We start from the raw sequence: 25950 nt of genomic DNA, 5'->3' as shown, positions 1-25950 counted from the left end.
CGGGCACCGGCCTGCGGCACCTGAATGGATATCGCATGAACGCATTACCCAAAACCCTGCTGCTCGGCCTGTGCATCACCCTGGCCGCCTGCCAGTCCGCCGGGCAGGACGAGGCGCCACAGAGCACGCAGCTGAGCATCACCACGCCGGCGCAGACCGGCCTCGAATACGCGCAGCTGCTGGCCGGCAATGGCCCCTGGGCGGATGCCGAGCGCGTCCAGCTGGACAAGCAGGGCCTGCGCCTGCTGGACAAGGCAGGCAACACACTGGCCCAGCACAGCGGGCGGTTCGAGGGCCTCGACCATCGCCTCGAGCGTCGGGGCCTGCTGCTGGCCACCGTGGAGCGCAAGCGCCAGCAGGCGATGCTGATCGGCCTGGATGACAACCGGACCTGGAGCCAGCCGCTGTATCTGCCGCGCACTACGTTCGCCATCGAGGGGCTGTGCCTGTATCGCGACAGCGCGCGCAACGACTTCGTATTCCTGCTCGGCGAGGAAGGTGTCGGCGAGCAATGGCTGGTGGGCAGCCAGGGCCGCCTGCTCGGTGAAGCACGGCGCGTGCGCGGGCTCAGCCTGCCGCCGCAGAGCACCTTCTGCCAGACCGATGACATGGCCGGGCAGCTCTACGTCAACGAGGAGAACGTCGGCTTCTGGCGCTACCCGGCGGATGCCGAGGCGCCGCTGCAGCGTGAGCCGGTCGATCTGGTCAAGCCGTTCGGCGCGCTGACAAAGGTGGCGGCTGGCATGGCGTTGGTGCCGGGTGGTCTGTTGGCCCTGGATGCCGAAGCGCCGGCGCTACACCTCTATCGCCAGAGCGAATCGGGTTGGCAGGCGGACGGCGTGCTGCCGCTGGAAGGCCTCGATGAGCCGGAACGCATCAGCGCGCGTCGCACCTCCGAAGGAGTCGAACTGCTGCTGGCGGACGAGCAGGGCCTGCATCGCGCCCAGTTGGCGTGGCAGCCACAGGCACTGCCGCATGCCGAACCCATCATCAGTCTGGCGGCAGCGGTGGAGACCGGTCCGGTGCCCAGTCTGGGTGACGCCGCCGATGACCCGGCGATCTGGGTCCATCCGCGCGATCCTGCGCAGAGTCGCGTGCTCGGTACCGACAAGAAGGGCGGGCTGGTGGTGTACGACCTGGAGGGTCGCCAGCTGCAAAGCCTGACCGTCGGCCGGCTGAACAACGTCGATGTGCGCAGCGGCTTCCGCCTCGGCAGCAAGCGCGTGGACCTGGCCGTGGCCAGCAACCGAGACCACAACAGCCTGCACCTGTTCGCCATCGACCGCGCAAGCGGGGTGCTCCGCGATATCGGCCAGATCGCCACGCCGCTGAGCGATATCTACGGCCTGTGCATGTTCCAGAACCGCCAAGGTGTCACCTACGCGATCGCCAACGACAAGGACGGCACCTTCGTCCAGTACCGCCTCGATGGCCAGTCCGGCCAGCCGCACGGTGAACTGGTGCGGCGTTTCAAGCTGGACAGCCAGCCCGAGGGCTGCGTCGCCGATGACCGTGGCGAGCGGCTGTTCGTCGGTGAAGAGGATGTCGCGGTCTGGGTGGTCGATGCCCGTGCCGAGGTGCCGGCAGCGCCCCAGAAGGTGATCGGCGTCGGCGGGCCGGTGTACGACGACATCGAAGGCCTGGCGCTCTACCACGGCGAGAGTGGCGATTACCTGGTGATCTCCAGCCAGGGCAACGACAGCTACGTGGTGCTTGATACCCAGGCGCCGTATGCCGTGCGCGGCGCGTTCCGCATCGGCCTGAATGCCGAGCGCGGTATCGACGGCGCTTCGGAAACCGACGGGCTGGAGGTCACCTCGGCGAACCTCGGCGGCATCTGGAGCCGCGGCATGCTGGTGGTGCAGGACGGCCGCAAGCGCATGCCCGAAGGCACGCAGAACTACAAATACCTGCCCTGGTCAGCCATCGCCGATGCGCTGGGTCTGGATTGATGTCATCGCCCGGTAACCGACCCGCCATCCAATAGCAGCTGCCCATGCGGGCAGGAGGAAACGATTCATGCAAACGACTCTCGAGCACATGTCCGTCTGGGGCCTGATCAGCGAGGCCAGCCTGGTGGTGCAGGCGGTGATGGTGATCCTGGTGCTGGCTTCGGTCTCCAGCTGGTACCTGATCATCCGTCGCAGCGCCGCGCTGCACCGCAGCGAACGCCTGCTGCGCAGCTTCCAGCAGCGCTTTCGCCAGGGCGGCGATCTCGTCCAGCTCTACCGCGAAGGGCAGCAGCAGCCGCTGCCCGAGGAGGCCGCGTTGCAGCGCATCTTCCTCGCCGGTTACGGCGAGTTCGCCCAACTCCAGCGTGAAGCGGGCATCGCCCCGGATGCGGTCGCCGAGGGCGTGGAGCGCAGCCTGTACGTCGCCATTGCCGAGCAGGAGGAACGCCTGGAGAAGGGCCTGCAGTTCCTCGCCACGGTGGGTTCGGTGAGCCCCTACATTGGCCTGTTCGGCACCGTGTGGGGGATCATGAACTCCTTCCTCGGCCTTTCGCAGGTACAGCAGGCCACGCTTTCCACCGTCGCCCCGGGTATCGCCGAAGCGCTGATCGCCACGGCCATCGGCCTGTTCGCGGCGATTCCCGCGGTGATGGCCTACAACCGCTTCGCCGCACGCGGGCAGACGCTGGTCGGCCGTTACTACGCCTTCGGCAACGAGCTGCAGGCGCGCCTGCACCGGCGCCTGCACGCGGCTTCGCCCAGCGTCGCCGCAGCCGCCTGAGGAGGTCAGCGATGCTAGTCAGGCCACAGCGCAAACACGGGCCCAAGGCGGAAATGAACGTGGTGCCCTATATCGACGTGATGCTGGTGCTGCTGGTGATCTTCATGGTCACCGCGCCGATGCTGGTGCAGGGCGTCAAGATCGAGCTGCCGAAGGTGGCGGCCGAGGCGCTGCCGGTGGAGAACGAGCGGCAGATCCTGACGCTTTCGGTGAAGGCCGACGGCGGCTTCTACTGGAACCTCGGCAGCGAGCTGGACGTCGAGAACCAGACCGACAGCGCCGTCGACCTGGCCGAGCTGCAGGCCAAGGTCGGCGCGGTCATTGCCGCGCGGGGCGACACCCAGGTCTATATCCGTGCCGACGAGGCGGCGGACTACGGCCGCGTGGTCGCCGGTATCGCCGAGCTGCAGCGCGGCGGGGTGGTCAACCTGGGGCTGATCACCGAGGCGCCGACTGCTGTGGGGCGGCCTTGAACATGGCCAGCCTGACCCTGGATGCCGTTCGCAACGCCGGCGCCGTCGAGCGCCGCTGGCCGGGTGATCTCGCCGCCGCGCTGCTCGCCGTGGGGCTGCATGCCGGCCTATTCGCCCTGCTGCTGCATGGCTGGACGCCGGAACTGAAGGTGCCCGCCGCCAGCCAGGTGCTCGCGACCCAGCTGGTCAGCCTGCCGCAGCCACCGGCCGAACCCGTGGTCGAGCCGCTGGCTGAATCGCCGGTCGAGCCTGCGCCAGCGCAGGTTCGACCGGCAGAGCCCGCACCCGACCCACGGATCGAACAGCACCGGCTGGAACAGGCCGAGCTGGCCCTCGCGCGTGCCGAGCAGGCGCGCAGCGAGCAGCGACGGCGCGAGCAGCAACGCCAGCGCGAGGAACGCCAGCGCCAGGAAGCCGAGCGTGAACGGCAACGACAGGTCCGCGAAGCGCGGCAGCAGGCCGAGCGCGCACGTCTCGAAGCCGAGGCGGCCGAGCGGGCCCGGCTGGCGGCCGAAGCGGCGAGCCGACAGTACCTGCCGATCGCCAAGCAGCCGCCGAGCTACCCGCAGCGGGCGCTGGACATGGGCCTGCAGGGCGAGTGCACGGTGAGCTACAGGGTCGATCGGCAGGGGCGCGTCGAATCGCCGAAGGTGGTGGGCGACTGCCATCCGCTGTTCATCCGGCCCTCGCTGGCCGCCGCGAAGACCTTCCGCTACCAGCCGCGCATCGTCGACGGGCGCGCCGTGGCGGTACCCGACGTGCGCAACACCTTCCACTACCGTATCGAGTGAACGAGCCCCACATGAAACAGGATTTCAACGACTTTCACGCCCGCCTCGCGGCCCACGACGACCGGGCGATCAACCCCAGTGGCAACGCCCCCCTGCGGGAACTGATCGACCCGCGCCGCCGCGGCCTGCTCAAGGGCAGCCTGGGCCTGGCCGGGCTGGCATTCCTCGGCGGCGGGCTGTCGGCCTGCAAGGCCGTGGCCCAGCGTAAATCGCTGCTCGGCTTCGAGGCGATTCCGCCGCAGCTCGACCCGGCGTTCGACAGCGTGCAGGTCGCGCCCGGCTACAGCGCGCGGGTGTTCTTCTCCTGGGGCGACCCGGTGCTGGCCGATGCGCCGGCCTGGAAGGCGGACGCCAGCGACGACTGGCAGGCGCAGCTGATGCAGGCCGGCGACAACCACGACGGCATGCATTTCTTCCCGTTCCCGGACGCGCCCGATGACCATGGCCTGCTGGTCATCAACCACGAATACGTCAACCCGCCGCTGCATCCGCACGGCATGAACCTGGTCGACGGCAAGCGGCCGCTGGCCGAGGTGCGCAAGGAGCAGGCGGCCCATGGCGTGAGCGTCATCGAGGTCCGCAAGGACGTGCAGGGCCGCTGGCAGCGCGTGCTGCCGTCGCGTTACAACCGGCGCATCTCGACCCTGACGCCGATGGCGCTGGCCGGGCCGCTGGCCGGCCATGCGCTGATGAAGACCGTCACCGACCCCAGCGGCCGCGAGGTGCTCGGCACGCTGAACAACTGCTCCAGCGGCTTCACGCCCTGGGGCACCTACCTCGCCTGCGAGGAGAACTGGCACAACTACTTCGTCAACCACGATCCCGACGACCTGACCGCGCGCGCCTCTCACAATCGCTACGGCATCGCCGGCAGCGGCCTGAGCAAGAACTACGGCTGGGAGACCGCCGACCCGCGCTTCGACGCCACGCCGGACCCGCGGCAGCCGCATGGCGGCCACGTGCACGAGCCGCACCGTTTCGGCTGGGTGGTGGAAATCGATCCCTTCGACCCGGCGAGCACGCCGGTCAAGCGCACCGCGTTCGGCCGCTACTGCCGCGAATGCTCGGTGCTGTCGCTGGGTGAGGACGGGCGCATGGCCTTCTATTCCGGCGACGACACCAAGGGCGAGTACGTCTACAAGTTCGTGCCCGCCGGCCGCTACGTGCCCGGTGCGGACCAGTCCAATCGCCGCCTGCTCGACAGTGGCACGCTCTACGTTGCGCGTTTCGACGCCGATGGCAGCGGCGAGTGGCTGGCGCTGGAGCACGGGCGCAACGGCCTGACCGCCGAGAACGGTTTCCCCGGCCAGGCCGAGGTGCTGCTCAATGCCCGCGTCGCGGCGGACCGCGCCGGTGCGACGCCGATGGATCGCCCCGAATGGGTCGCGGTGCATCCGCACAGCCGCGAGGTCTACGTCACCTTGACCAACAACGACGAGCGCGGCGGCAGGCAGCCGCTGGACAAGGCCAATCCGCGCCCGCACAACCTGCACGGGCAGATCGTGCGCTGGCGGGAAGAGGGCGGCGACCCCACGGCCACGCGCTTCCAGTGGGACATCTTCCTGCTCGCCGGCGAGCCGCAGGGCGTGCGCGACGCCGCCGGCCGGCCGCTGGCGGCGAACCTGATCGGTACCATCGAGGGCGACCGTTTTTCCTCGCCGGACGGCCTGGCCTTCGATGGCGAAGGGCGGCTGTGGATCGAGACCGACTATGGCGACGACGAACCGGTGATGCAGGCGATGGGCACCAACCAGTTGCTCTGCGCCGATCCCGTCACTCGCGAGGTGCGCCGCTTCCTGGTCGGCCCGCGTGGCTGCGAGATCACCGGCATCACCTGGAGTCCGGACTACCGCGCCATGTGGATCAACGTGCAGCACCCGGAACTGAGCTTCCCCGCCAGCGACGGCAAGACCCGCCCGCGCTCGTCCACGCTGTTGATCACCAAGGACGATGGCGGGGTGATCGGTACCTGATGTCGTTGCCCAAAGCCTGGCGCTTGAAGCTTACAGCGCATCGCCCCGAGGTCGGACAATCCATAGGGACGTGGTGAATGCCGCAAGCCCGTCGGCCGCCTTCCACAAAAGCAGCCGGTGCACACCGAACCCTGCGGGAGGCGCGCCCTCGCGGCGATGCAGGCCGCAGGCCTGCCCGAAGCTCAAAAGCGTCGCCCCGGGGGCGGGCCTCCCACCAAAGCAGCAGGTACCACACAAACCCTGTGGCGCGCCCTCGCGGCGATAGCAGGCCATAGGCCTGCCCAAAGCTTGCCAGGGCCTCCGACAAAAGAAAGCCACCGCGTCATGCCCTTGTGCCACAACCTCGGCACCGTTCCTCGTACCGCCACCAGCGCCCTGGGAAAAACATTTACCATATCAACGACATACCTGAAGCCCTGGGTCGTTGCATGCTCTCTGCCGTCAAGCGCTACAAATCCCTCGTCACCGGAGCGCTGGCGCGTTGTTTTCCCCGTACCACGGCCTATCTGCGTGACGAGGACGAGCGGGTGTTCCGCCGCTGGCCCGATGCGCGACCGCAGCAAGTGGGGGGTCGAACAGCCAAGGCGAAGGGCAAGGCGAAGGCGAAGAAGCCGGCGCGCAAGCCTGCCGCCAAGCCGCGCAAACCCGCCGCCGAGGGTATCTACGCGGCGGCGCAGCTGCCGATCGACGAGGCGCAGGTCCAGGCCATGCGCGCGCAGGTCGCGCGGGCGGTGACGGCCGGGGTCGTCAATCCCCCATCGCAAGAGCAGTGGGCAATGATCCTCGGCCGCAGTCCGGTGACGCGGGTCTTCGCCGGCGCGGGATCGGGCAAGTCGACCACCTTGCTGCTGCGCGTGGTGTTCATGCTCTGCCACCTGGGCATCGAGCCCGGGCGGCTGACGGTGATTTCCTTCACCAATGCCTCCTGCGCGCAACTGCGCGAACAGCTGATCGCGGTACTGGCCTTCTGGAACTACCCGTTCGACACGGCGCAGGCGCGCCAATGCGTGCGCACCTTTCATTCCGCCATGGCCATGCTGGCCCGAGACGTACTGGGCAAGCCGGTCTGGTTCGAGCAACTGGCCGACAAGACCGCCACGGACGACGAACCGGACAATGCGCTGGCCGCCACGCGCCTGCGTCCCGCCCAGCAGCGCCTGCTCAAGCAGGCTTACCAGCGCTGCTATGCCGAGCAGGCGGATTTTCGCCGGCTGGTGCACGAGCTGCTGGGATTGCCGTCGCCGGCCGACGAACCGAAGGGCCGGCGCGGTGCCGTGAAAGCGCCGCTGGATGGCTTCAGGCTGGCCGGCGAACTGAACGCGTTGCCGCTCTACGAGGCCTTTCATGTCCAGGCCGGCTTCGTCGAGAGCATCGGCATCCGCATCGACCGGATCGAGCCCGCGGCGCTGCAGTGTTCGGCGCGGGAGCGACAGTTCGTCGAGGCGCTGGTCCTGTTCCAGCGCTGCTTCGAGGACGATCTGCGCGCGCAGGGCCTGGTCACTTTCAATGGCGCCTTCCAGCAGCTCGGCAAGCGCCTGGCCGACGGCGCGCAGGGTATCGCCAGGGAGAGCCTGCTGCCGTTCAGCCATCTGCTGATCGACGAGTTCCAGGACATCTCCCCGCAGATCGTCCAGTGGCTGCAGGCGCTGCACCGACAGCTGGCGCGCCAGGGCACTGCGCCGAGCCTGATGGCCATCGGCGACGACTGGCAGTCGATCTACGGCTGGCGCGGCAGTTCGCCGGAGCTGTTCATGGACTTCGACCGCTACTTCCCGCGCAAGGGCTCGGCGAAGAACAGCGCGGTGCTGATGCTGGAGGCCAATTACCGCTCCATCGAGCCGGTGATCCGCGACGGCGAGGCGGTGCTGGCCGGCGTCGCCTTCAAGCAGGCCAAGACCAGCCGGGCCTGCCGGCCGATGCAGCCGGGCGACCACGGGGTGAAGCTGGTGACTGGCTTCGACCTGCAAAACCGCCTGCCGGAACTGGCCGACGCGATCCGCGCGCAATGCGCACAGGCGGCCCAGCGCGGCAGTCGCGAGCGGACCGCGGTGCTGCTGCTCAGCCGGCGCAACGAGCCGCTGCGCATGATCCAGGCGCAGCTGGAGCGCAAGTTGCCGGTCAAGGCCTATACCATCCACCGCGCCAAGGGCTTGCAGGCGGAAGTGGCGATCATCGTCGACGATATCCTGCCGCCGGAGCCGCATCCGCTGCGCAATGCGCTGTATGCCTATTCGGGATTCTTCCGCAACAGCTACGACCAGGCGATGGCCGACGAGAGCCTGCGCCTGGCCTATGTGGCGATCACCCGTGGCGTCAGCCGGGTGCTGTGGTACAGCCGCAAGCCCCAGGGCGCGGCACGAGTGCTGGCGGCGCGCGGTTGACGCCGCTCCACGTGCCTGTCGGGCTTCGCTGCGCTCAGCGCCAACCTACGCTCCGAAGGCCTGGCGCAGCAGCTCCGGCAGTTCTTCGCCGGCCGGGCCGCGCAGGACGAACTCCCGTTCCCCCGGTTGCGCGACCGCCTGCGGGTTGACGTGCAGCACCACGGCCCCCGCATCCAGGGCGACTCGCGGGACCTCCGCCGCCGGATAGACCACGCCCGAGGTACCCACCGAGATCAGCAGGTCGCATCGCCGGGCGGCGTCGAACGCGGCGTTCAGCGCCGCGGCCGGCAGGCTTTCGCCGAACCACACCACGCCGGGTCGCAGGCGCCCGCCGCAATGCGTGCAGCGCGGTGGTTCCAGGCGGCGACCGTCTTCGGGCTCGTCCGCGGGTGCGAGCGGTGCGGCGGGTGAACGGGCACAGGCGAAGCAGCGCGGCTGATGCAGGCTGCCGTGCAGATGGATCGCTGCGTCGCTGCCGGCGCGCTCGTGCAGGTCATCGACGTTCTGCGTGATCAGGGTGAATTCGGGAACGTGCCGGGCCAGTTCGGCGATGGCCCGGTGTGCCGGGTTCGGCTGCGCTTGCAGCACTTTCATGCGGCGCCATTCGTACCAGCCCCAGACCAGCGCCGGGTCCCGGCGGAAGGCTTGCGGCGTGGCCAGCGCAGCGGGGTCGAAGCGTTGCCAGAGGCCACTCAGCGCATCACGGAAGGTCGGGATGCCGCTTTCGGCGGAAACCCCGGCTCCGGTGAAAACCACCAGATGGCGTGCCGAGCGCAGGGCGGTAAGCAGCGGGGATGGGAGCACGGTCGGGGTCCTCTAAGCAGGGTTGCGACTACCGGCAGCAGGGTGACGCCACGCTTTCCGAACGGCCGCGTTGGCGTGCATGCCGGTCGATTCAAAAAAGTTGTTGCCAAGCAGCAATGTTATTCATTGGAGTCGAGCAATTGCCGCGCGGACAATGTCTGAGCTTCCGGATGGAGCTGGAAGGGAAGCTGGAACGATACTGCCCAGGTGCCAGTCGCCTTCCGCTCCGGATACAGAGCTCTAAAACCATATCAGGCCGATGGCAACCGCGCTCCTCTGGGCTCTGAGGAATGTCTTGTGCGGCTGCCGTAACGCCTCAAGGAACTTCGCATGAAAAAAATCGTGATTGCATTGCTGGCGGGTAGCGGGCTTCTGGCCTTGCAGCCGGCCCTGGCCGCAGATGGCGAGTCGCTCTTCAAGAGCAAGGCCTGCGCGGCCTGCCATGCCATCGATACCAAGCTTGTCGGCCCGGCCTACAAGGATGTCGCGGCCAAGTACGCCGGTCAGGCGGATGCGGTGGAGCTGCTGTCGGGGCACATCAAGAATGGCAGCCAGGGTGTCTGGGGCCCGATCCCCATGCCGCCAAACGCAGTGACCGACGAAGAGGCGAAGATCCTCGCCGAGTGGGTGCTGAGCCACAAGTAAGGCCAGCGGCATGCAACGGTCCCGCTTGCGTAGGCAGGACGGGACCGTTTTTTCTTTCCCGAACCCAAGCGCAAGCCTCGTTTTAGAACCGTTCGGCTGTTCCCGCGCTCCATTCGTCCCGTACTTGACGGGGGTCAACGCCGTCCATCAGCGCAACCGGATGATGCCAACGTGAAGCGATAATCGATGCCGGGAGGCTCCTTATGCTTGGCTCAGTTATCTGGGACGACAGCCTGGTACAACGCTACGGACAGGTCCGACAACCGCAGTGCGGCTATCCGGCGGCCGACGATTTCAACGAGCGGATCGCGCCCCTCGACCTGCTGCGCGCATTACGCGAGAGCCGCAAGGCCCAGCGCCCGCTTTCGATTGCCATTCATCTACCCGCCAATGCCGCGCTGCAACACGACGACCTGACGACCTACCTGCGGCAGCTGCAGCGAGAAATCGAACAGCTCAGCTGCCACGTCGGGCCCGCGCAGCAGGTCGAGCAATTGTGGTTGCATGTCGGCGCCCTGGGCATCACCGAGTTGCGCAGCCTGGTTGCCCTGCTCGAATCCCGCTTTCGCTTCGCCGAACCCGCTGTCGCCAGTTTCACCGCCGAGGTCGAACTGGCCCACGCCGACTGGTCGCTGGTCGGTGCGCTGCACGAGCTGGGCTTCGACCACCTGAGCGTGAGCGTTCCCGACCTGGGTGCGGACGAGGGCGGGACGGTGGAATGGTTTCGCAGCTCGACGCGCATCCGTGCGGTCGTCGAGGCGGCGCATACGCTGCATTACCGCTCGGTGAACGTCGACCTCGGCTACGGCAGGGCCTGGCAGACGCCGGCCACGTTCGCCCGCAAGCTGGCGGCGATCATCGAACTGGCGCCCGACCGGGTGAGCCTGTTCGACTACCGCGATTCGCTGCAGGCGGCGCAAGGAAACGCCAGGCTCGGCCTGGCATCGCCCGCGGATACCCTGGCCATGCATCGGCATGGCATCGAGCAACTCGGCGCTGCGGGCTATCGCCATATCGGCCTGGGCAGGTTCGTGCTGCCGCACGACGACCTGGCGATGGCCCAAGAGACCGGTACGCTCAATCACGGTGTCATGGGCTATACGGCGCACGGCGACTGCGATCATCTCGGCCTGGGCGTTGGCGCAATCAGCCGGGTGGGGGAGCTGTTTTCCCGCAACCTGGTTGACGCCCGGGCCTACCAGCAGGCGCTCGACCGGGGCCTGCTGCCGAGCGACCGCGGTGTGCGTCCGGCGAGCATCGACAGGCTCCGCCTGGCACTCTTCGACAGTCTGCTGTGCGAATTCCAGCTGGACTTCGCCGCGCTCGCCGCCCGAACCGGGGTGGGCGTGCGCCAGCGCTATGCCCAGCACTGGCCGGCACTGCAGCAACTGCACCGCGATGGCCTCGTGCTGCTGGAGGAGGATCGGCTCGAGATCCTACCGCGTGGCTGCCTGCTGCTCGCGCCGATATGCGCCATCTTCAACCTGCCAACCGACGCCGTGGCAGACGCTGCGAGCGGCCGCGGGGTTCCCCGCAGGCGTACGGCGCTCGATGGCGGGGGCCATTCGCTGCGTCGTGGAGCGCGCGGACCGCAGAATTCATACGGAGTGGATTGGTGAACGGCGGGTTGTCGCTATGCTGATTGATAGGGGCCGTTGAGATCCCCTTACCTTCGCAGGGTATTGGGCGGCCTCCATGCGCTTTCGAATGATCGGGCAGAGCGACAGGACGCGAGGTTCACCATGAACATATTGCTGACTGGCGGTACCGGGCTGATCGGTCGTGCCCTGTGCCGTCGCTGGATCGCCGAAGGGCACCGGTTGTGGGTCTGGAGCCGGGCGCCGGAGCGGGTCGCACAGGTATGCGGGCCGCAGGTGCAAGGCGTTGGCGAGCTGCAGCAGATCACCACGGTGCCGCTGGATGCGGTCATCAACCTGGCCGGTGCGCCGATCGCCGATCGCCCCTGGACCAAGGCCCGCAAGACGCTGCTGTGGGACAGCCGGGTGAAGCTCACCGAGCATTTGCTCGAGTGGTTCGCACGGCGCGAGCAAAGGCCGGCGCTACTGATTTCCGGTTCGGCGATGGGCTGGTACGGCGATGCTGGCGAACACCGCCTGACCGAGGCGGACCCGGTCGTCACCAGCGATTTCGCCAGCCAGCTGTGCAACGCCTGGGAGGAGCGCGCCAGCGAGGCGACGGCCCTGGGGATGCGCGTGGTGCTGGTGCGTACCGCGCTGGTGCTGGCGCGCGACGGCGGCTTCCTCCAGCGGCTGCTGCCGCTGTTCCGTCTCGGTCTGGGCGGCCGCCTGGGCACTGGCCGGCAATGGATGTCCTGGGTCCATATCGAAGATCAAATCGGCCTGATCGATTTTCTCCTGCACCACCCTGGTGCCAGCGGCCCTTACAATGCCTGCGCGCCCGCACCGGTACGCAATGCCGATTTCGCCCGCAGCCTCGCGCATTGCCTGCATCGTCCGTTGCTGCTGCCGGTGCCGGCCGTAGTCATGAAGGCGACGCTCGGCGAGCTCGCCGGGTTGCTGCTCGGTGGCCAGCATGGGCAACCGGCACGCCTGCAGGACGAGGGCTTTCGCTTTCGTTTCGGCGATCTGGATGCGGCGCTGGCCGATCTGCTGGATCAGGCCGCCAAGCCCAACGGGTAGGCGCGGTCGCGAGCGAAACGGGAACGGCGCCCGGAAGTGCTTTCCTGTGTGAGAATAGCCGCGCCTGCCGCTTGGAGCCGGGCATCACCTTCAAACCGTAGTCAGGAAACGTGCATGACAGAGCAGGCGTTGTTGTTGGTCAATCTGGGCTCGCCGGCCTCCACCGAAGTAGCCGATGTACGCCGCTACCTCGACCAGTTCCTCATGGACCCCTATGTGGTCGATCTGCCGTGGCCGCTGCGGCGCCTGCTGGTTTCGCTGATCCTGATCAAGCGCCCGGCGCAATCGGCACATGCCTATGCCTCGATCTGGTGGCCGGAAGGCTCGCCGCTGATCGTGCTCAGCCGCCGCCTGCAGGATGCACTGCTCCCGCACTGGCCGCAGGGGCCGGTGGAACTGGCGATGCGTTACGGCGAACCCTCCATCGAAGGTGCGCTGGTCAAGCTGGCCGGGCAAGGCATCAGCCAGGTGACCCTGGCACCGCTCTACCCGCAGTTCGCCGACAGCACCGCCACCACCGTCATCCAGGAAGCACGGCGGGTCATCCGCGAACGCGGCCTGGCGCTGCAACTGTCGATCCTGCAACCGTTCTACGACCAGCCGGAATACCTCGATGCGCTGGTGGCCAGCGCCAGGCCGTATCTGGAGCAGGACTTCGACCATCTGCTGCTGAGTTTCCACGGCCTGCCCGAGCGCCATCTGCACAAGAGCGATCCGACCGGCGCGCATTGCCTGAAAGGCGCCGATTGCTGCCAGCGGGCCGAGGGCGAGGTGCTCGCCAGCTGCTACCGCGCGCAATGCCTGCGCAGCGCTGCCGGCTTTGCGGCGCGTGCCGGGCTGCGGGACGATCAGTGGTCGGTTTCATTCCAGTCGCGCCTGGGGCGGGCGAAGTGGATCGAGCCCTACACCGAAACGCGGCTGGATGAACTGGCCGGGCAGGGCGTGAAGAAGCTGCTGGTGATGTGCCCGGCGTTCGTTTCCGACTGTATCGAGACCCTCGAGGAAATCGGTGATCGCGGACGCGAGCAGTTCGTCGCTGCCGGCGGCGAGGAGCTGCTGCTGGTGCCGTGCCTGAATAGCCACGAAGAATGGGTGCAGGCGCTGGCCAAACTCTGCAGCCGCGCACCGCAGGTGCTTTGACGGCTACCTGTCTTTTTCGGCACGTCACGGGGTCAGCCGGGAACTGCTTCCCCTTCCGCATACTCGTTGGCCAGGCGCTCGAATTCCTCCACCGGCAGGGGTTTGCCGAACAGGTAGCCCTGGAAACGGTGGCAGCCATTGGCGAGCAGCAGGCTGCGTTGTGACTCCTGCTCGACCCCTTCGGCAATGACTTCCAGGCCGAGCCCGGCGGCCAGTGCGCAGGTGGCGCGAACGATGGTCAGGCTGCTGGTATCGTCCGGCAGGCCGCGCACGAAGGCCTGGTCGATCTTCAACTGGTCCAGCGGCAGCTGCTGCAAGTAGCTCATCGACGAATAGCCGGTGCCGAAGTCGTCGATGGAGAAGCGAATGCCATGCTGCTTGAGCTGGTTCATCCTGGCGATGGCTTCGGGCATGTTGTCCAGCAGCAGGGTTTCGGTCAGTTCGAGCTTGAGCCGGGTGGGGTTGGCGCCGGTGCGTTCCAGCAGCTCGAGCACGCGGGCGACGAAATGCTCCTGGTAGAGCAGGTGGGCGCTGAGGTTGACGGCCAGGGTCAGGTCGGCGAAATGCGGCATCCTGGCCCAGCGTGCAAGCTGCTCGCAGGCCTGCTTGAGCACCACGATATCCAGTTCCTGGATCAGCCCGGCGCGTTCCGCCTGGCTGATGAAGGCGGCCGGAGCCAGCAGGCCCCGCTGCGGATGCCGCCAGCGCACCAGCGCCTCGGCTCCGACCACGCCTCCGGCCTGTTCGAGCTGCGGCTGGAAATGCAGTACGAACTCACCGGCCCTGAGACCTTCGCGAATCTGCTCCTCCAGGCGCAGCCGTTCCTGCACTGCCTGCTGCATGTGCGGGTCGAAGAAGCGCAGGGCGTTCTTGCCCGACACCTTGGCCTCGTACATGGACATGTCGGCACGCTTCATCAGCTCTTCGCGGCTGCTGTCGTCTTCGCCGAACAGCACCACGCCGATGCTGGCGCTGCTGTGCAGGCCCAGCTCGCCCAGGCGGTAGGGCTTGTCCAGCGAGGCGAGCAGCTTCATGCCGACGTGTTCGGCCTGGCTGGCGGCGTGCTCGGGATCGACACCGAGCCTGCCGAGCATTACCACGAATTCGTCGCCACCCAGGCGAGCCACGGTATCGCTGGCGCGAACTTCGTGGCTCAGCCGCTCGGCCGTCAGGCAGAGCATCTGGTCGCCGGTCTGGTGGCCGTGCAGGTCATTGATGTTCTTGAAGTTATCCAGATCGATGAACATCAGTGCGCCGATCTGGCCGCTGCGCTTGCTGGCGGCCATGGCCTGCTGCAGGCGGTCGAGTAGCAGGCGCCGGTTGGGCAGCCCGGTCAACGGGTCATAGAACGCCAGTTGATGGATATGTTCTTCGGCGGCCTTGCGCTCGGTAATGTCGGTGAAGGCGGCGACGTAATGGCTGATCTCGCCCTGGGCGTTGCGGACCGTGCTGATCGTCAGCCACTCGGGGTAGATTTCGCCGCTCTTGCGCCGGTTCCAGACCTCGCCCTCCCAGGCGCCGGTGTTCATGATGTCGGCCCACATCGCATGGTAGAACTCCGGGCCGTGCTTGCCGGAGGCCAGCAGGCGGGTTGTCTGGCCCACGGCTTCCTCGGCGCTGAAGCCACTGATCTGGCTGAAGGCACGGTTGACGCGGATGATGCGGTTCTGGGCATCGGCGATCAGCATGCCCTGCTGCGATTCGAAGGCGATGGCGGCGATCCGCCGTTCCAGTTCGGACTGGACGCGTTCGGTGATATCGCGGCTGAGCCAGACCACGGCACGTTTGCTGCCGGCGTACATCTCCAGCGGCAGGGCGCGGCCTTCGAAGACCCGCGGACCGTTCAGGGTCTGCTTCGAATATTCGATCAGCTGGGGCGCGTTGTTGCGCAGCGTCTGCTGGATGAAGGCGAGCAGGCGCTGTTCCTCGATGGCCGGCATCACGTCGCGCAGGTGTCGGCCCACCAGTCGGGCGGCGTCGTCATAAAGCGGGCTGTGCCGAGAGCAGATGACTTCCTCGTAGCGGCCGTCCTCGTCGATGACCAGCAACAGGTCCGGGATGGCCTGAGTGATGGCCCGCAGACGTGCCTCGCTGAATTTCAGCGCCTGTTCGGTCTGGTTGCGTTCGAGCAGGTCATTGAGCAGCAGGCCGAGCGCAGCGGTGGCCAGCGGCAATGCCAGCAGCACCGGCAGGGCGACTTCCCGTATCGTTTCCCATGCCAGCGATTGCGGCAACAGCATGAGTACCGCCAGCACGCCGAGATGCAGCACCAGGCCGAACCCGAACAGTTGCCAGAATCCGAAGCCCAGCAGGCCACGGCGATAGGCTTGCCGGTAGGCGAGGCCGAGCAGGACTGCCAGCAGGATGTTGATGAGCCCCGGTAGCGCCCCGATGCCGCCCAGCCAGAGGCGATAGCCGGCGGCCATCGTGCCGGCCACGCCGGCAACCAGGGGCCCGCCAAACAAGCCGGCCATGCTCAGCACCACGGTCCGGGCATCGAACACGATGCCGGCCTCGATGGCGCCGGGGAGGGCCATGCCGAAGATGCAGGCGCTACCGAACCACAGGCCGGCGAGGAATTTTGCGGAGAGCTTCGGGTTCTGGTTCCAGTCGCGGGTATTGAAGGCCAGCAACCAGCACAACGCGAGCAACATGACCGCGTTTTCTGCAAGGGCGTAGGTAGTCAAGAGCTTCTTCCAAGGCGCAGCGGCGCCGACTGCGGGAGAGGGTATGGCTGTTTGCCATTATTCCATATCGTCAATACCGGGGGGTATATGCCCTTGGTCGGGAAGGCTGGGTAGGTATGGCTTCAGGCAGGTCAGCGATGTCCCCGCTCCAGCTCTTTCGTAGCTGTACAGGGTTGGTAGAGGCCGCTTGAAACGCTGGGTTACACTGTCACCATCTTTCCCGGCCTGGATCGAACGCGGCGTAGCGGTGAGCAGGGCCGGCGACATCGTCGTGTATCCGGAAGATACCCGGGCCTGTATGGCAGCGGCTGTCGCTGTACCAGGACGAATCGGCCGGCCCCATGGGCGGTCGTTCCTTGTCGGCCGGCTCGATAGCCAAGCGGTGCAACCTGCGGGTCCGCAATCACGAGTGCTTTCCATGTCTTCAGCCAGCTTCGAGTTCTGTTCGCCTCCGCAGCGCCTGGTATTGCCCGATGGCCTGCGGCTGGGATTCCTCTCGCAGCCGCCGGGGGGGCAGGCTGCGGCGCTGGTGCGGGTGCATGCCGGTTCGCACGACGCTCCGGCTGCCTATCCTGGCCTGGCGCATTTCCTCGAGCACCTGCTGTTCCTGGGCAGCGCGGCCTATCCGCCGGCACAGGGCCTGATGCCCTTCGTGCAGGGATGTGCTGGCCAGCTGAACGCCTCGACCCGCGAGCGGCACACCGACTATTTCTTTCAGGTGCCGGCCGAGGCGTTTGCCGAAGCGCTCAAGCGGCTGCTCGACATGCTTGCCCGGCCGTTGCTCGACCCTGCGGCACAACGGCGCGAGCGCGAGGTGCTGCAGGCGGAGTTCCTGGCCCGCGCCAAGGACCGCGAAACCCTCTGCGATGCCGCGATCGGCACCGTCCTGGCCGCGCCGCATCCCTTCGCCGGCTTCCATGCCGGCCACCGTGACACCCTGCCTGTCGAAAGCGCCGAATTCCAGCAGGCGCTGCTGGGCTACCACCAGCGCTTCTACCATGCGGGACAGCTGGAATTGCTGGTCGCCGCGCCCTGCAGCCTCGAGCAGCTGCAGGCGTTGCTGCGCAGCGACGAATGCCGACTGCCGGCCGCGCCGGAGGTTTGCCGGCCGCTCATCCCGCTGCCGACAGTCGATGCCGCGCCGCTGTACTTGCAGATCGAGGGCTCCCGGACTTACCTCGACCTGGCGTTCGTCCTGGATGGCCTGCCGGATGGCATCGCCGTCGCGCTGGATGTGCTGGCCACCTGGCTCGGGTCGCAGGCACCCGGCAGCCTGTTCGCAGCCCTGCGTGGCGAAGGATGGTGCGAGGCCGTGGCGCTGCGCGTGCCGTATTGGCATGCCGGGCAGGGCGTGATCATCGTCGAGCTGCAATTGAGCGAACAGGGCATGCCGGCCCGCGCGCAGATCGTCGCGGCGGTGCGCGACTGGCTGGGCTTCCTCACCCGGCAGGCTCCCTGGGCCGAGCTCTGGCACGAGTACGTGCGGATTCGCCAGCGCAGCCTGCTCGGCAAGGAGCCGCTGGCCTGCCTGCGTTATTGGGTGGAGCCCGCTGCCTGGCAGCCCTCGACCGATGCGTATCGGGTACAGCAGGCATTGCAGGCGCTTGGCGCACAGCTGCGCGGCAGGGCGCCGATCGTGCTCAGTGTCGGCCGGGCAGCCGGCACGGGCGCACGGATCGCCACCACGGGGGCCGGGTTCCCCCTGCAGCTGGCAACGGATCGCTTGCCGGATGCTGCCCCACGTCAATGGCACTGGCGCCTGCCCGAACGCAACCGCTGGCTGGATACCCGGCCGCAGCCACGTGTAGCGCCGCTGGCAGCGATGCCGTGCTGGGTGCAGACGAATGCCGTGAGCGGGGAGGGTGCGCTTTATGTGCGCTGGCGCTTCGACGACGGGCAGCCGCCGGCAGGCCTCTGGCATGTGCTGCAGGCGGCATTGCGGCGCTATATCCCGGCGGCTGCGCAGGCTGGCGTCGAGCTGCGCTTCGAGAACCATGGGCATGGCTGGTGCCTGACGCTGTTCGGCTATGCCGAAGCGCTGCCGGTGGTATTGCGGGATCTGCTCGACGTGCTGGCCAAGCCACCGGCCTCGGTGTTCGGCGAAGGCCAACGGCTGGCGGTCGAGGCGCAGCGGCCTGGCGCCGACGAGTTACTTCTACGCCAACTGATGCGGCAGTTGCCGCTGCTGCTCGATCCCATTCCGCCCGCCGCGGGCCTGCCGCTTCTGGACCAGACCGCCTTGACCCGCGCCTGGCGGCATGCCCGCTGGGATGTCCTGGCCGTGGGGCTGGCGGCATCGCTGAGCGGGCCGCTGCAGGATGCCTTGCGCGCGATGCCCGGGATGCCGGAAACGCAGGCCTTGCCGGCCCCAGCCGCTGCCGTCGCCCATCCTTACGTGTGGTGTGGTTTCGGCGAGCCGGCGGCGGAGACCGCCCTGTTGCTGTTCTGCCCACTGCCCCTGCGCACAGCGCCGGTGGAGGCGGCCTGGCGCCAGCTATCGCGGTTGATGGAGGGGGCATTCTTCCGTCGTCTGCGCAGCGAGTTGCAGCTCGGCTATGCGGTGTTCTGCGGCTTTCGCCAGTTCGGCGAGCGGGCCGGCATGTTCTTCGCCGTGCAATCGCCCAGTGCCTCGGCCGGTGAAATCCTCGGGCATGTCGAGACCTTCCTCGCTGGGTTCGCCCGCGAGCTCGATGCCCGGCCGGATGCCTCGGCCGCGGGGGCCGACTTCGCCCGCGGCGGCGACCTGCGGCGTCGCGCCGAACAGATCTGGCAGGCCCGGCTGGCGGGGCGCGATAGCGACTATCCTGCCCAGGTCGAGCGGGCCATGGCGGCGTTGCGGCCCGAAGATCTCCAGCATCAGCTGCAGGCCCTGCGCGAGGCCAAGGGCGGTTGGTGCGTGGTCGCCAATGCCGCCGCCCCGGATGCCCGCTGGCTAGGGCGTTAGGCGAAATCCACCGCCCCGTCCCAGGCGATCGGGGTGCTGCGCAATGCTTTGGATGTACGACCTAAGCGCCGCTCCTGCGGTCGGCGGATGAATGCTTCCAGCGCAAGACGGCCTCCGCGGCCAAAGTGCTAGCCTTTCGCCGCTATCGCAGCGTATGTGCAGCGTGGTCGTCTTTCGATAATCGCTCCCGTCACGACTGTCTGTCGTCAATACAGCGGAGAGCGCCATGCACAACAACAAGAAAGCCGTTTCAACCCTGCTGCCACTGGCCCTGGCCAGTGCCGTCGCCATGACCGTGAGCCAATCGGCAGTCGCCGAAATCGTGCTCTACGACGAGGGTGACACCACTTTCTCCACCGACGGGTATTTCAATACCTTCTACGTGAACAGCGACGTGGACCGCGACGGCGAGCAGTTCGATCGCCGGCAGTCGCGGGTCAAGATGGGCTTTCTGCCCAACTGGATCGGCTTCAATTTCACCAAGCAGGTCGGCGACCTCAAGCTCGGCGGCCGCTCCTCGTTCTGGGTGACGATCAACGACAGCGATACCAACGGCACCGAGACCGGCATCGACGTCCGTCAGTTCTACGCCACTGCCGGCAACGAGCAATGGGGTGAAGTGCTGTTCGGTAAGGACTTCGGCTTGTTCGCCCGCTCCAACATCCTGCTCGACGAGATGCTCAGCGGTTATGGCCAGGTGAGCGATACCCTGGGCCTGGTGGATGGCGGTGGCGTGTCCTTCGGCAACATCGGTACCGGCTACCCGTACCCGTTCCCGACCTCGCAGATCACCTACCGCTCGCCCGAGATGAGCGGCCTGCGCATCGCCGCCGGCATCATGGACCCGGTGGACACCACCGAGGACACCAGCTCCACGCTGGACAAGGCCTACCAGGAGGCCCCGCGCTTCGAAGCCGAAGTGACCTACCAGTTCGATCTCGGCGGCACCCAGTTCTACACCTGGATCAACGGCATGCAGCAGAGCTCGGACAATACCGACAGCAGCATCGATAAGGTCACGTCCAAGGGCCTCGGCTACGGTGTGCAGGCGAAGATGGGCAATCTGTCGCTGACCGCCTCGGGTTTCCAGGCCGAGGGCATCAACCCGTTCTTCACCAACAACGCCGGCGAGGCGCTGCTGCGTGAGGTCGACAGCGACGGCTACCTGCTGCAGGGTTCCTACCGCTTCGGCAAGAACCGCCTGGCGTTGTCCTACGGCAAGACCAAGGACGACGGCAACGGCCTGGGTAGTGCAGCCGACTACGAAACCCGCGGTGTGGCGCTGTTCCACAGCATCAACGACAACCTCACCCTGGTTGCCGAGCTGAATCAGTTCGAAATCTCCGGTCGCGACGATTCGACTCTCGACGAAGACACCCGCACCTTCGCGGTGGGGGCAGCGCTGAGCTTCTAAGCCGCCCTCCGCGCGCGCCGGGGCGATCGGCGCGTGCGGACCGACGGTCGGGCTCAGGCGGGACCGGCGACGCGGGCCACCGTGGGTGAGCACCGCCCGCCGCTGGAAAAGGGCTGGACCGCAGCGTGAACGCCGTGGTGCGTCACGCTGCTAACCAGCCGGAGGCGGACATCTGCAAAGGTGTCCGCCTTTGCCGTTTTCGGCGCCCTGGCGCAGGTGCGGCGCCAGCCGCCCGGATCGGGAGGCCCGCGCCGCGATGGGGAATCCGCCGCCTGCCCTGCGTTGTTTCGTCGCGATGCTACCTAGGCAGGCCTTTTCCGGTACTCAAGTAGCATTTTCGTGCCATATGCCCTGACCAAGAATGGGGTCGATCCTATTCGGCAGTGCGGGAGTGCGGTGTGTGGGCGAACAACAGAGCGAGGTAATCCGCACGGCAATGTCCGAGGCGCGCCTGGCCGAGACGGTGGCGCAGGATCTGGCACGCCAGTTGATGCATCCACATCTGGGCTTCGTGCTGTTCTTCTGCTCGGCCGAATACGATCTGCCGGCGCTGGGTGATGCGCTACGCCAGTATTTCGGCGGGGTCCGGCTGGTCGGCTGCACCTCTGCCGGCGAGATCACCGCGAAGGGCTATGGACGCAGCTGCGTCACCGCCATCGGCTTCGACCACCGCAGCTTCTCGATCGCCTGCGAGCTGATCGACGAGATGGAGCGCTTCAGCCTGATCGAGGCCCAGCAGCTGGTCGAGCGCCTGGGCAGCGACTGTCGCAGCAACTCGCTGGCGCCGATCAAGGACCACAGTTTCGCGTTGACCCTGCTCGATGGTCTGTCCAGCCGCGAGGAGGTGGTGCTGGCCGCGCTCAGCGCGGCGTTCGGCAGCATTCCGCATTTCGGTGGTTCGGCCGGCGACGACAATCACCTGACCGACACCCACGTGTATTACGACGGCCAATTCCACAGCGGGGCGGCCATCGTGGTGCTGGTCAACACCTGGCTGGATTTCGAGGTGTTCACCACCCACCACATCCTGCCGCGCGGCGAGAAGCTGGTGGTGACCCATGCCGACAGCAACAGCCGCCGGGTCTACGAGCTGAACGCCGAGCCGGCGGCCGAAGAGTACGCCCGGCTGATCGGGGTGCGCGTCGACGAGCTCGACCATCGCCTGTTCGCCGCCCACCCCCTGGCGGTGCGCATCAACGAGCACTACTACGTGCGCTCGATCCAGAAGGTCAACGAGGACCTCAGCCTGACCTTCTATTGCGCGGTGGAGAACGGCATCGTGCTCACCGCCATGCAGCCGGGGCCGCTGATGCCCAACCTCGAAGCGCTGTTCGAGCGCCTGGAGCAGCGCCTCGGGCCACCGTTGCTGACCATCGGTTGCGACTGTTTCCTGCGCCGCCTGGAGATCGAGGCCAACGGCACCAGCGAGCAGACATCGGCCTTTCTGAGGCGCCAGCAGGTGATTGGCTTCAACACCTACGGAGAGCAGTTCAATGGCATGCACATCAACCAGACCTTCACCGGCGTCGCCATTGGCCGGCCCGGAGGGCGGGGTGGTCGCTGAGCTGCTGGCCCGCCAGGCCGAACTCGAGCGCGAGAACCTCAAGCTCAAGCGCATCAATGCCGCGCTGATCGAACGGGTCGAATCCAGCGGTGCAGGGCGCGATGCCTCCTACGCGGCCTTCCAGCATTCGGTGGAACTGGCCGAACAGGTGCGCGAGCGTACCGACGCGCTGAACCAGGCGATGGCCGAACTCAAGGGCAGCAACCAGTTGCTCAGCGACGCGCGGCTGCGCGCGGAGACCGCCCACCAGCACCTGGTCGATGCCATCGAGAGCATCTCCGATGCCTTCGTGCTGTTCGACCGGGACCAGCGCATCGTGCTGTTCAACCGCCGCTTCAAGTCGCTGTGGACGCGCACGCGCGCGCGCATCAACGCCGGTACCCGGCTGGCGGAGGTGCGGCGCCTGGCCGAAAGCACCGGGCTGATCGTCGAGGAGCACCGTGGCAAGGGCGACGAGCCGACGGTCTACCGGCTGAACAACGGGCGCTGGGTGCAGGTCAGCGAGCGCCCGACCCGCGAGGGCGGGCTGGTCATCCTCTACACCGACATCACCGAGGTGAAGGTCAGCGAAACCATGCGCCGCGAGCAGGCGCTGGCGCAGAAGTCGCGGCTGCTGCAGCGGGCGGTGGACAACCTGTCCCAGGGCGTGGCGATGGTCAGCGCGGAGGGCGCGCTGGAACTGTGGAACCGGCGCTTCCTCGAACTCTGCGGGCTGGCGCCGATCGAGGCGCACCGGCCGTTCGCCGAGGTCATGGCCGACAGCGAACTGAAACTGCTGACACCCGGCACGCGCGACGCCAAGGGTCGGCCGGTGCGCGAACTGGAGCAGCGCCTGTTCGACGGCCGCATGCTGGAGATCCGCACCCACGCGCTGCCCACCGGCGGCTTCGTCAACACCTTCACCGACATCACCGAGCGTTACCGCCACGCCGAGGCGCTGCGCGAGAGCGAGTGCTGGATCCGCCTGATCACCGACCATGTGCCGGCATTGATCGCCTACGTGTCCGCCGACCTGACCTACGAGTTCACCAACAAGGTCTACGAGGAATGGTACCGCTGGCCCAGCGACGGCATGCTCGGCCAGTCCCTGCGCGAGGTGCACAGCGGCGAGCACTGGCGGCAGCTGGAACCCTACATCGACCGCGCGCTGTCCGGCGAGAGCGTCAGCTTCGAGATGGCCGAGCGCAACCATGCCGGCCAGCAGCGCTACATGCTGCGTTCCTACGTGCCGAACCGCCAGGCCAATGGCGAAGTGGCGGGCATCTTCGTGCTGATCCAGGACATCACCGACCGTCGGCGCACCGCCGAGGCGCTGCACCAGGCCTATCAGAACCTGGAACAGCGGGTGCGCGAGCGCACCGCCGAGCTGACCAGCCTCAACGACCAACTGCTGCGCGAGATCGACGAACGCAGCCACGTCGAGGCACGGCTGCGCGAGGCCAAGCGCGAAGCGGAACTGGCCAACCTGTCGAAGACCAAGTTCCTCGCCGCGGTCAGCCACGACCTGCTGCAGCCGCTGAATGCCGCGCGGCTGTTCACCAGTGCGCTGCTGGAGCAACCGGCGACGCCCAACGGCGGGTTGATCCGCAACATCAGCAATTCGCTGGAGGACGTGGAGAACCTGCTCGGCACGCTGGTCGACATCTCCAAACTGGACGCCGGCGTGATCAAGCCGGACATCGCCCCGTTCGCCGTCAGCGAGCTGCTCGAGAACCTTTCCACGGAGTTCCACCAGATCGCTGCCACCGAGCAGCTGCAGCTGGATTTCATCCCCTGTTCGGCGCTGGTGCGCAGCGACATCCAGCTGCTCGCGCGCATCCTGCGCAACCTGCTGACCAATGCCATCCGCTACACGCCGCAGGGCCGCGTGCTGCTGGGCTGCCGGCGGCGCCGGCAGAGCCTGTCCATCGAGGTCTGGGATACCGGCGTCGGCATCGCCGACGACAAGCTCGAGGAGATTTTCCAGGAGTTCAAGCGTGGCGAGGGCGTACGGCCGAATCAGGATCGCGGGCTGGGTCTGGGGCTGGCCATCGTCGAGAAGATCGCGCGCATGCTCGGCCACCGCATCCAGGTCACCTCGCGGCCGGGGCGCGGTTCGCGCTTCGCCATCGAAGTGCCACTGGCGAAGCGCGCACCCAAGGCCCGCGCCGAACCGAACACCACCGAACTGCTGTTGCAACGGCTACAGGGCGCGCGCGTCTGGGTGCTGGACAACGACACGGCGATCTGCGCCGGCATGCGCACCCTGCTGGAAGGGTGGGGCTGCGTGGTGGTGACGGCGCTGTCCGAGGAGGACCTGGCGCGCCAGGTGGACAACTTCCATGCCGAGGCCGATCTGCTGATCGCCGACTACCACCTGGACAACGGCCACACCGGCATCGATGTGGTCGCCACGGTCAACGCGCGGCGCGCCAGCCCGCTGCCGGCGCTGATGATCACCGCCAACTACAGTAACGAGCTCAAGCAGCAGGTGCGCGAGCTGGGGCACATGCTGATGCACAAGCCGGTGCGGCCGATGAAGCTGAAGACCGCCATGTGCCATATGCTCGAGCACGGTATGGCCGGGTGACTGAAGCCGGTGGGCACTGTAGCCCTGTAGCCATGTGAAGGATGGGGCAGGCCTGCGGCCTGCATCGCCGCGAGGGCGCGCCTCCCACTGGTGCAGTGTGCACCGTCTGCTTTTGTGGGAGGCCCGACCTCGGGGCGATGCTTTTCAAGCTTAAGGCGAGCGCATCCAGATCCCACGGCCCGGCAGGCGTTCGCGGTCATGCGGGCGGTCGAGTTCCAGCCGCGGGCCTTTCGGGATGATGCCGTTGGCATTGATCTGCCGGTGGCTGGCGTAGTAGTGCCCCTTGATATGCGTGAAATCCACCGTCTCGGCCACGCCCGGCCACTGGTACAGCTCGCGCAGCCAGTTGGACAGGTTCGGGTAGTCTGCGATGCGTCGCAGATTGCACTTGAAGTGCCCGAAATAGACGGCGTCGAAGCGAACCATGGTGGTGAACAGACGCCAGTCGGCCTCGGTCAGGTATTCGCCGGCCAGGTAGCGTTGCTTGCCCAGGCGGCTCTCGATGCGCTCCAGTTCGTCGAACAGCTCGTCGAAGGCCTCTTCGTAGGCTGCCTGTGTGGTGGCAAAACCGGCGCGATAGACACCGTTGTTGATGGCGGGGTAAATCCGCGCATTGAGCGCATCGATCTCGTCGCGCAGGATCTCGGGATAGAAATCCAGTCGTGAGCCGGTGAGCTCGTCGAACGCACCGTTGAACATGCGGATGATTTCGGAGGACTCGTTGTTGACGATGCACTGGCGTTCGCGGTCCCAGAGCACCGGCACCGTGACCCGGCCCGAATAGTCCGGGGTGTCGCGGGTGTAGCGCTGGTGCAGGTACTCGAGGCCGTCCAGGGCGTCGCCGCTGGAGCCGGTCGCCGGGTCGAAGGTCCAGCCGTGTTCGGCCATCAGCCAACTGACCACCGAGACGCCGATCAAGGGCTCGAGCCCCTTCAGCTTGCGGTAGATCAGCGTGCGGTGCGCCCAGGGGCAGGCCAGTGATACGTACAGGTGATAACGCCCGGCTTCGGCCTTGAACCCCTCCAGGCCGTCGGGGCCAGGGGTTCCGTCGGCCGTCACCCAGTGGCGGCGCTTGGCCTGTTCGCGCTCGAATTTTCCGTCGGTGCTTTCATACCAGCGATCATGCCACTGGCCGTCGATGAGCAGACCCATATGTTCCTCCCGTATACGAA

The 25950-nt window shown here is 67.1% G+C and carries 17 protein-coding genes; 14 read left to right on the top strand and 3 right to left on the bottom strand.

Annotation, left to right across the window (positions count from 1 at the left end; all coding sequences use genetic code 11):
* Nucleotides 1-35: 35 nt before the first annotated feature.
* The 6 genes from CXK94_RS09560 (at nucleotide 36) to CXK94_RS09535 (ending at nucleotide 8351) form a co-directional block, all read left to right on the top strand.
* Nucleotides 36-1952 (top strand): phytase, encoded by a 1917-nt coding sequence (locus CXK94_RS09560; protein ID WP_102894151.1) that lies wholly within the window; start codon nucleotides 36-38, stop codon nucleotides 1950-1952.
* Between the two features lie 67 nt (nucleotides 1953-2019).
* Entirely contained in the window at nucleotides 2020-2733 is a 714-nt protein-coding gene (tolQ, locus tag CXK94_RS09555; protein WP_102894150.1) for a protein TolQ, read from the top strand.
* Nucleotides 2734-2744: 11 nt separating this feature from the next.
* Nucleotides 2745-3206 (top strand): protein TolR, encoded by a 462-nt coding sequence (tolR, locus tag CXK94_RS09550; protein ID WP_102894149.1) that lies wholly within the window; start codon nucleotides 2745-2747, stop codon nucleotides 3204-3206.
* 2 nt (nucleotides 3207-3208) lie between these two features.
* A complete protein-coding gene (locus CXK94_RS09545) occupies nucleotides 3209-3997 on the top strand; it encodes an energy transducer TonB (RefSeq protein ID WP_102894148.1) in 789 nt (262 codons plus the stop codon).
* Between the two features lie 11 nt (nucleotides 3998-4008).
* Nucleotides 4009-5970: a PhoX family protein gene (locus CXK94_RS09540; protein WP_102894147.1), complete on the top strand. Its 1962-nt coding sequence runs from the start codon at nucleotides 4009-4011 to the stop codon at nucleotides 5968-5970.
* Nucleotides 5971-6398: 428 nt separating this feature from the next.
* Complete coding sequence (locus CXK94_RS09535; RefSeq protein ID WP_102894146.1) at nucleotides 6399-8351, top strand: UvrD-helicase domain-containing protein; 1953 nt, start codon at nucleotides 6399-6401, stop codon at nucleotides 8349-8351.
* Between the two features lie 45 nt (nucleotides 8352-8396).
* Here the strand turns inward: CXK94_RS09535 and CXK94_RS09530 are convergent, their stop codons facing one another.
* The gene (locus tag CXK94_RS09530; protein ID WP_102894145.1) at nucleotides 8397-9155 is read right to left on the bottom strand and encodes an SIR2 family NAD-dependent protein deacylase; all 759 of its coding nucleotides are present in this window, start codon (nucleotides 9153-9155) and stop codon (nucleotides 8397-8399) included.
* A gap of 330 nt (nucleotides 9156-9485) precedes the next feature.
* Here CXK94_RS09530 and CXK94_RS09525 point away from each other — a divergent pair, with 330 nt between their 5' ends.
* From CXK94_RS09525 to hemH, 4 genes are all read left to right on the top strand, one after another.
* Complete coding sequence (locus CXK94_RS09525) at nucleotides 9486-9800, top strand: c-type cytochrome (protein WP_037039266.1); 315 nt, start codon at nucleotides 9486-9488, stop codon at nucleotides 9798-9800.
* Nucleotides 9801-10003: 203 nt separating this feature from the next.
* Nucleotides 10004-11419 carry a coproporphyrinogen III oxidase gene (locus tag CXK94_RS09520; RefSeq protein WP_146032308.1) on the top strand — a complete coding sequence of 472 codons (1416 nt, stop codon included), beginning with the start codon at nucleotides 10004-10006 and terminating at the stop codon, nucleotides 11417-11419.
* A gap of 123 nt (nucleotides 11420-11542) precedes the next feature.
* On the top strand, nucleotides 11543-12460 hold the full coding sequence (locus CXK94_RS09515) for a TIGR01777 family oxidoreductase (protein ID WP_102894144.1): 918 nt from the start codon (nucleotides 11543-11545) through the stop codon (nucleotides 12458-12460).
* Nucleotides 12461-12574: 114 nt separating this feature from the next.
* Nucleotides 12575-13600 carry a ferrochelatase gene (gene hemH, locus CXK94_RS09510; protein ID WP_102894143.1) on the top strand — a complete coding sequence of 342 codons (1026 nt, stop codon included), beginning with the start codon at nucleotides 12575-12577 and terminating at the stop codon, nucleotides 13598-13600.
* Between the two features lie 32 nt (nucleotides 13601-13632).
* Here the strand turns inward: hemH and CXK94_RS09505 are convergent, their stop codons facing one another.
* Nucleotides 13633-16254: an EAL domain-containing protein gene (locus CXK94_RS09505; RefSeq protein WP_423835239.1), complete on the bottom strand. Its 2622-nt coding sequence runs from the start codon at nucleotides 16252-16254 to the stop codon at nucleotides 13633-13635.
* 451 nt (nucleotides 16255-16705) lie between these two features.
* On the opposite strand from CXK94_RS09505, the gene pqqF reads away from it, so the two are divergent.
* From pqqF to nahK, 4 genes are all read left to right on the top strand, one after another.
* A complete protein-coding gene (pqqF, locus tag CXK94_RS09500) occupies nucleotides 16706-19231 on the top strand; it encodes a pyrroloquinoline quinone biosynthesis protein PqqF (protein ID WP_102894141.1) in 2526 nt (841 codons plus the stop codon).
* 226 nt (nucleotides 19232-19457) lie between these two features.
* The gene (locus CXK94_RS09495; protein WP_037039277.1) at nucleotides 19458-20645 is read left to right on the top strand and encodes a porin; all 1188 of its coding nucleotides are present in this window, start codon (nucleotides 19458-19460) and stop codon (nucleotides 20643-20645) included.
* 400 nt (nucleotides 20646-21045) lie between these two features.
* Complete coding sequence (gene nosP, locus CXK94_RS09490) at nucleotides 21046-22209, top strand: nitric oxide-sensing protein NosP (RefSeq protein WP_102894140.1); 1164 nt, start codon at nucleotides 21046-21048, stop codon at nucleotides 22207-22209.
* Nucleotides 22139-24778 (top strand): hybrid sensor histidine kinase/response regulator NahK/ErcS', encoded by a 2640-nt coding sequence (gene nahK, locus CXK94_RS09485; protein WP_102894139.1) that lies wholly within the window; start codon nucleotides 22139-22141, stop codon nucleotides 24776-24778. Before nosP ends, nahK begins: the two co-directional genes overlap by 71 nt.
* A 150-nt stretch (nucleotides 24779-24928) precedes the next feature.
* Here the strand turns inward: nahK and CXK94_RS09480 are convergent, their stop codons facing one another.
* Nucleotides 24929-25930, bottom strand: a complete 1002-nt coding sequence (locus CXK94_RS09480; protein ID WP_102894138.1) for a glutathione S-transferase family protein — start codon at nucleotides 25928-25930, stop codon at nucleotides 24929-24931.
* Nucleotides 25931-25950 lie beyond the last annotated feature (20 nt).

This window comes from Stutzerimonas stutzeri (assembly GCF_002890915.1).
GTDB classification, from domain to species: Bacteria; Pseudomonadota; Gammaproteobacteria; order Pseudomonadales; family Pseudomonadaceae; genus Stutzerimonas; species Stutzerimonas stutzeri_AF.
This window is presented reverse-complemented; position numbering and strand designations above follow the sequence as displayed.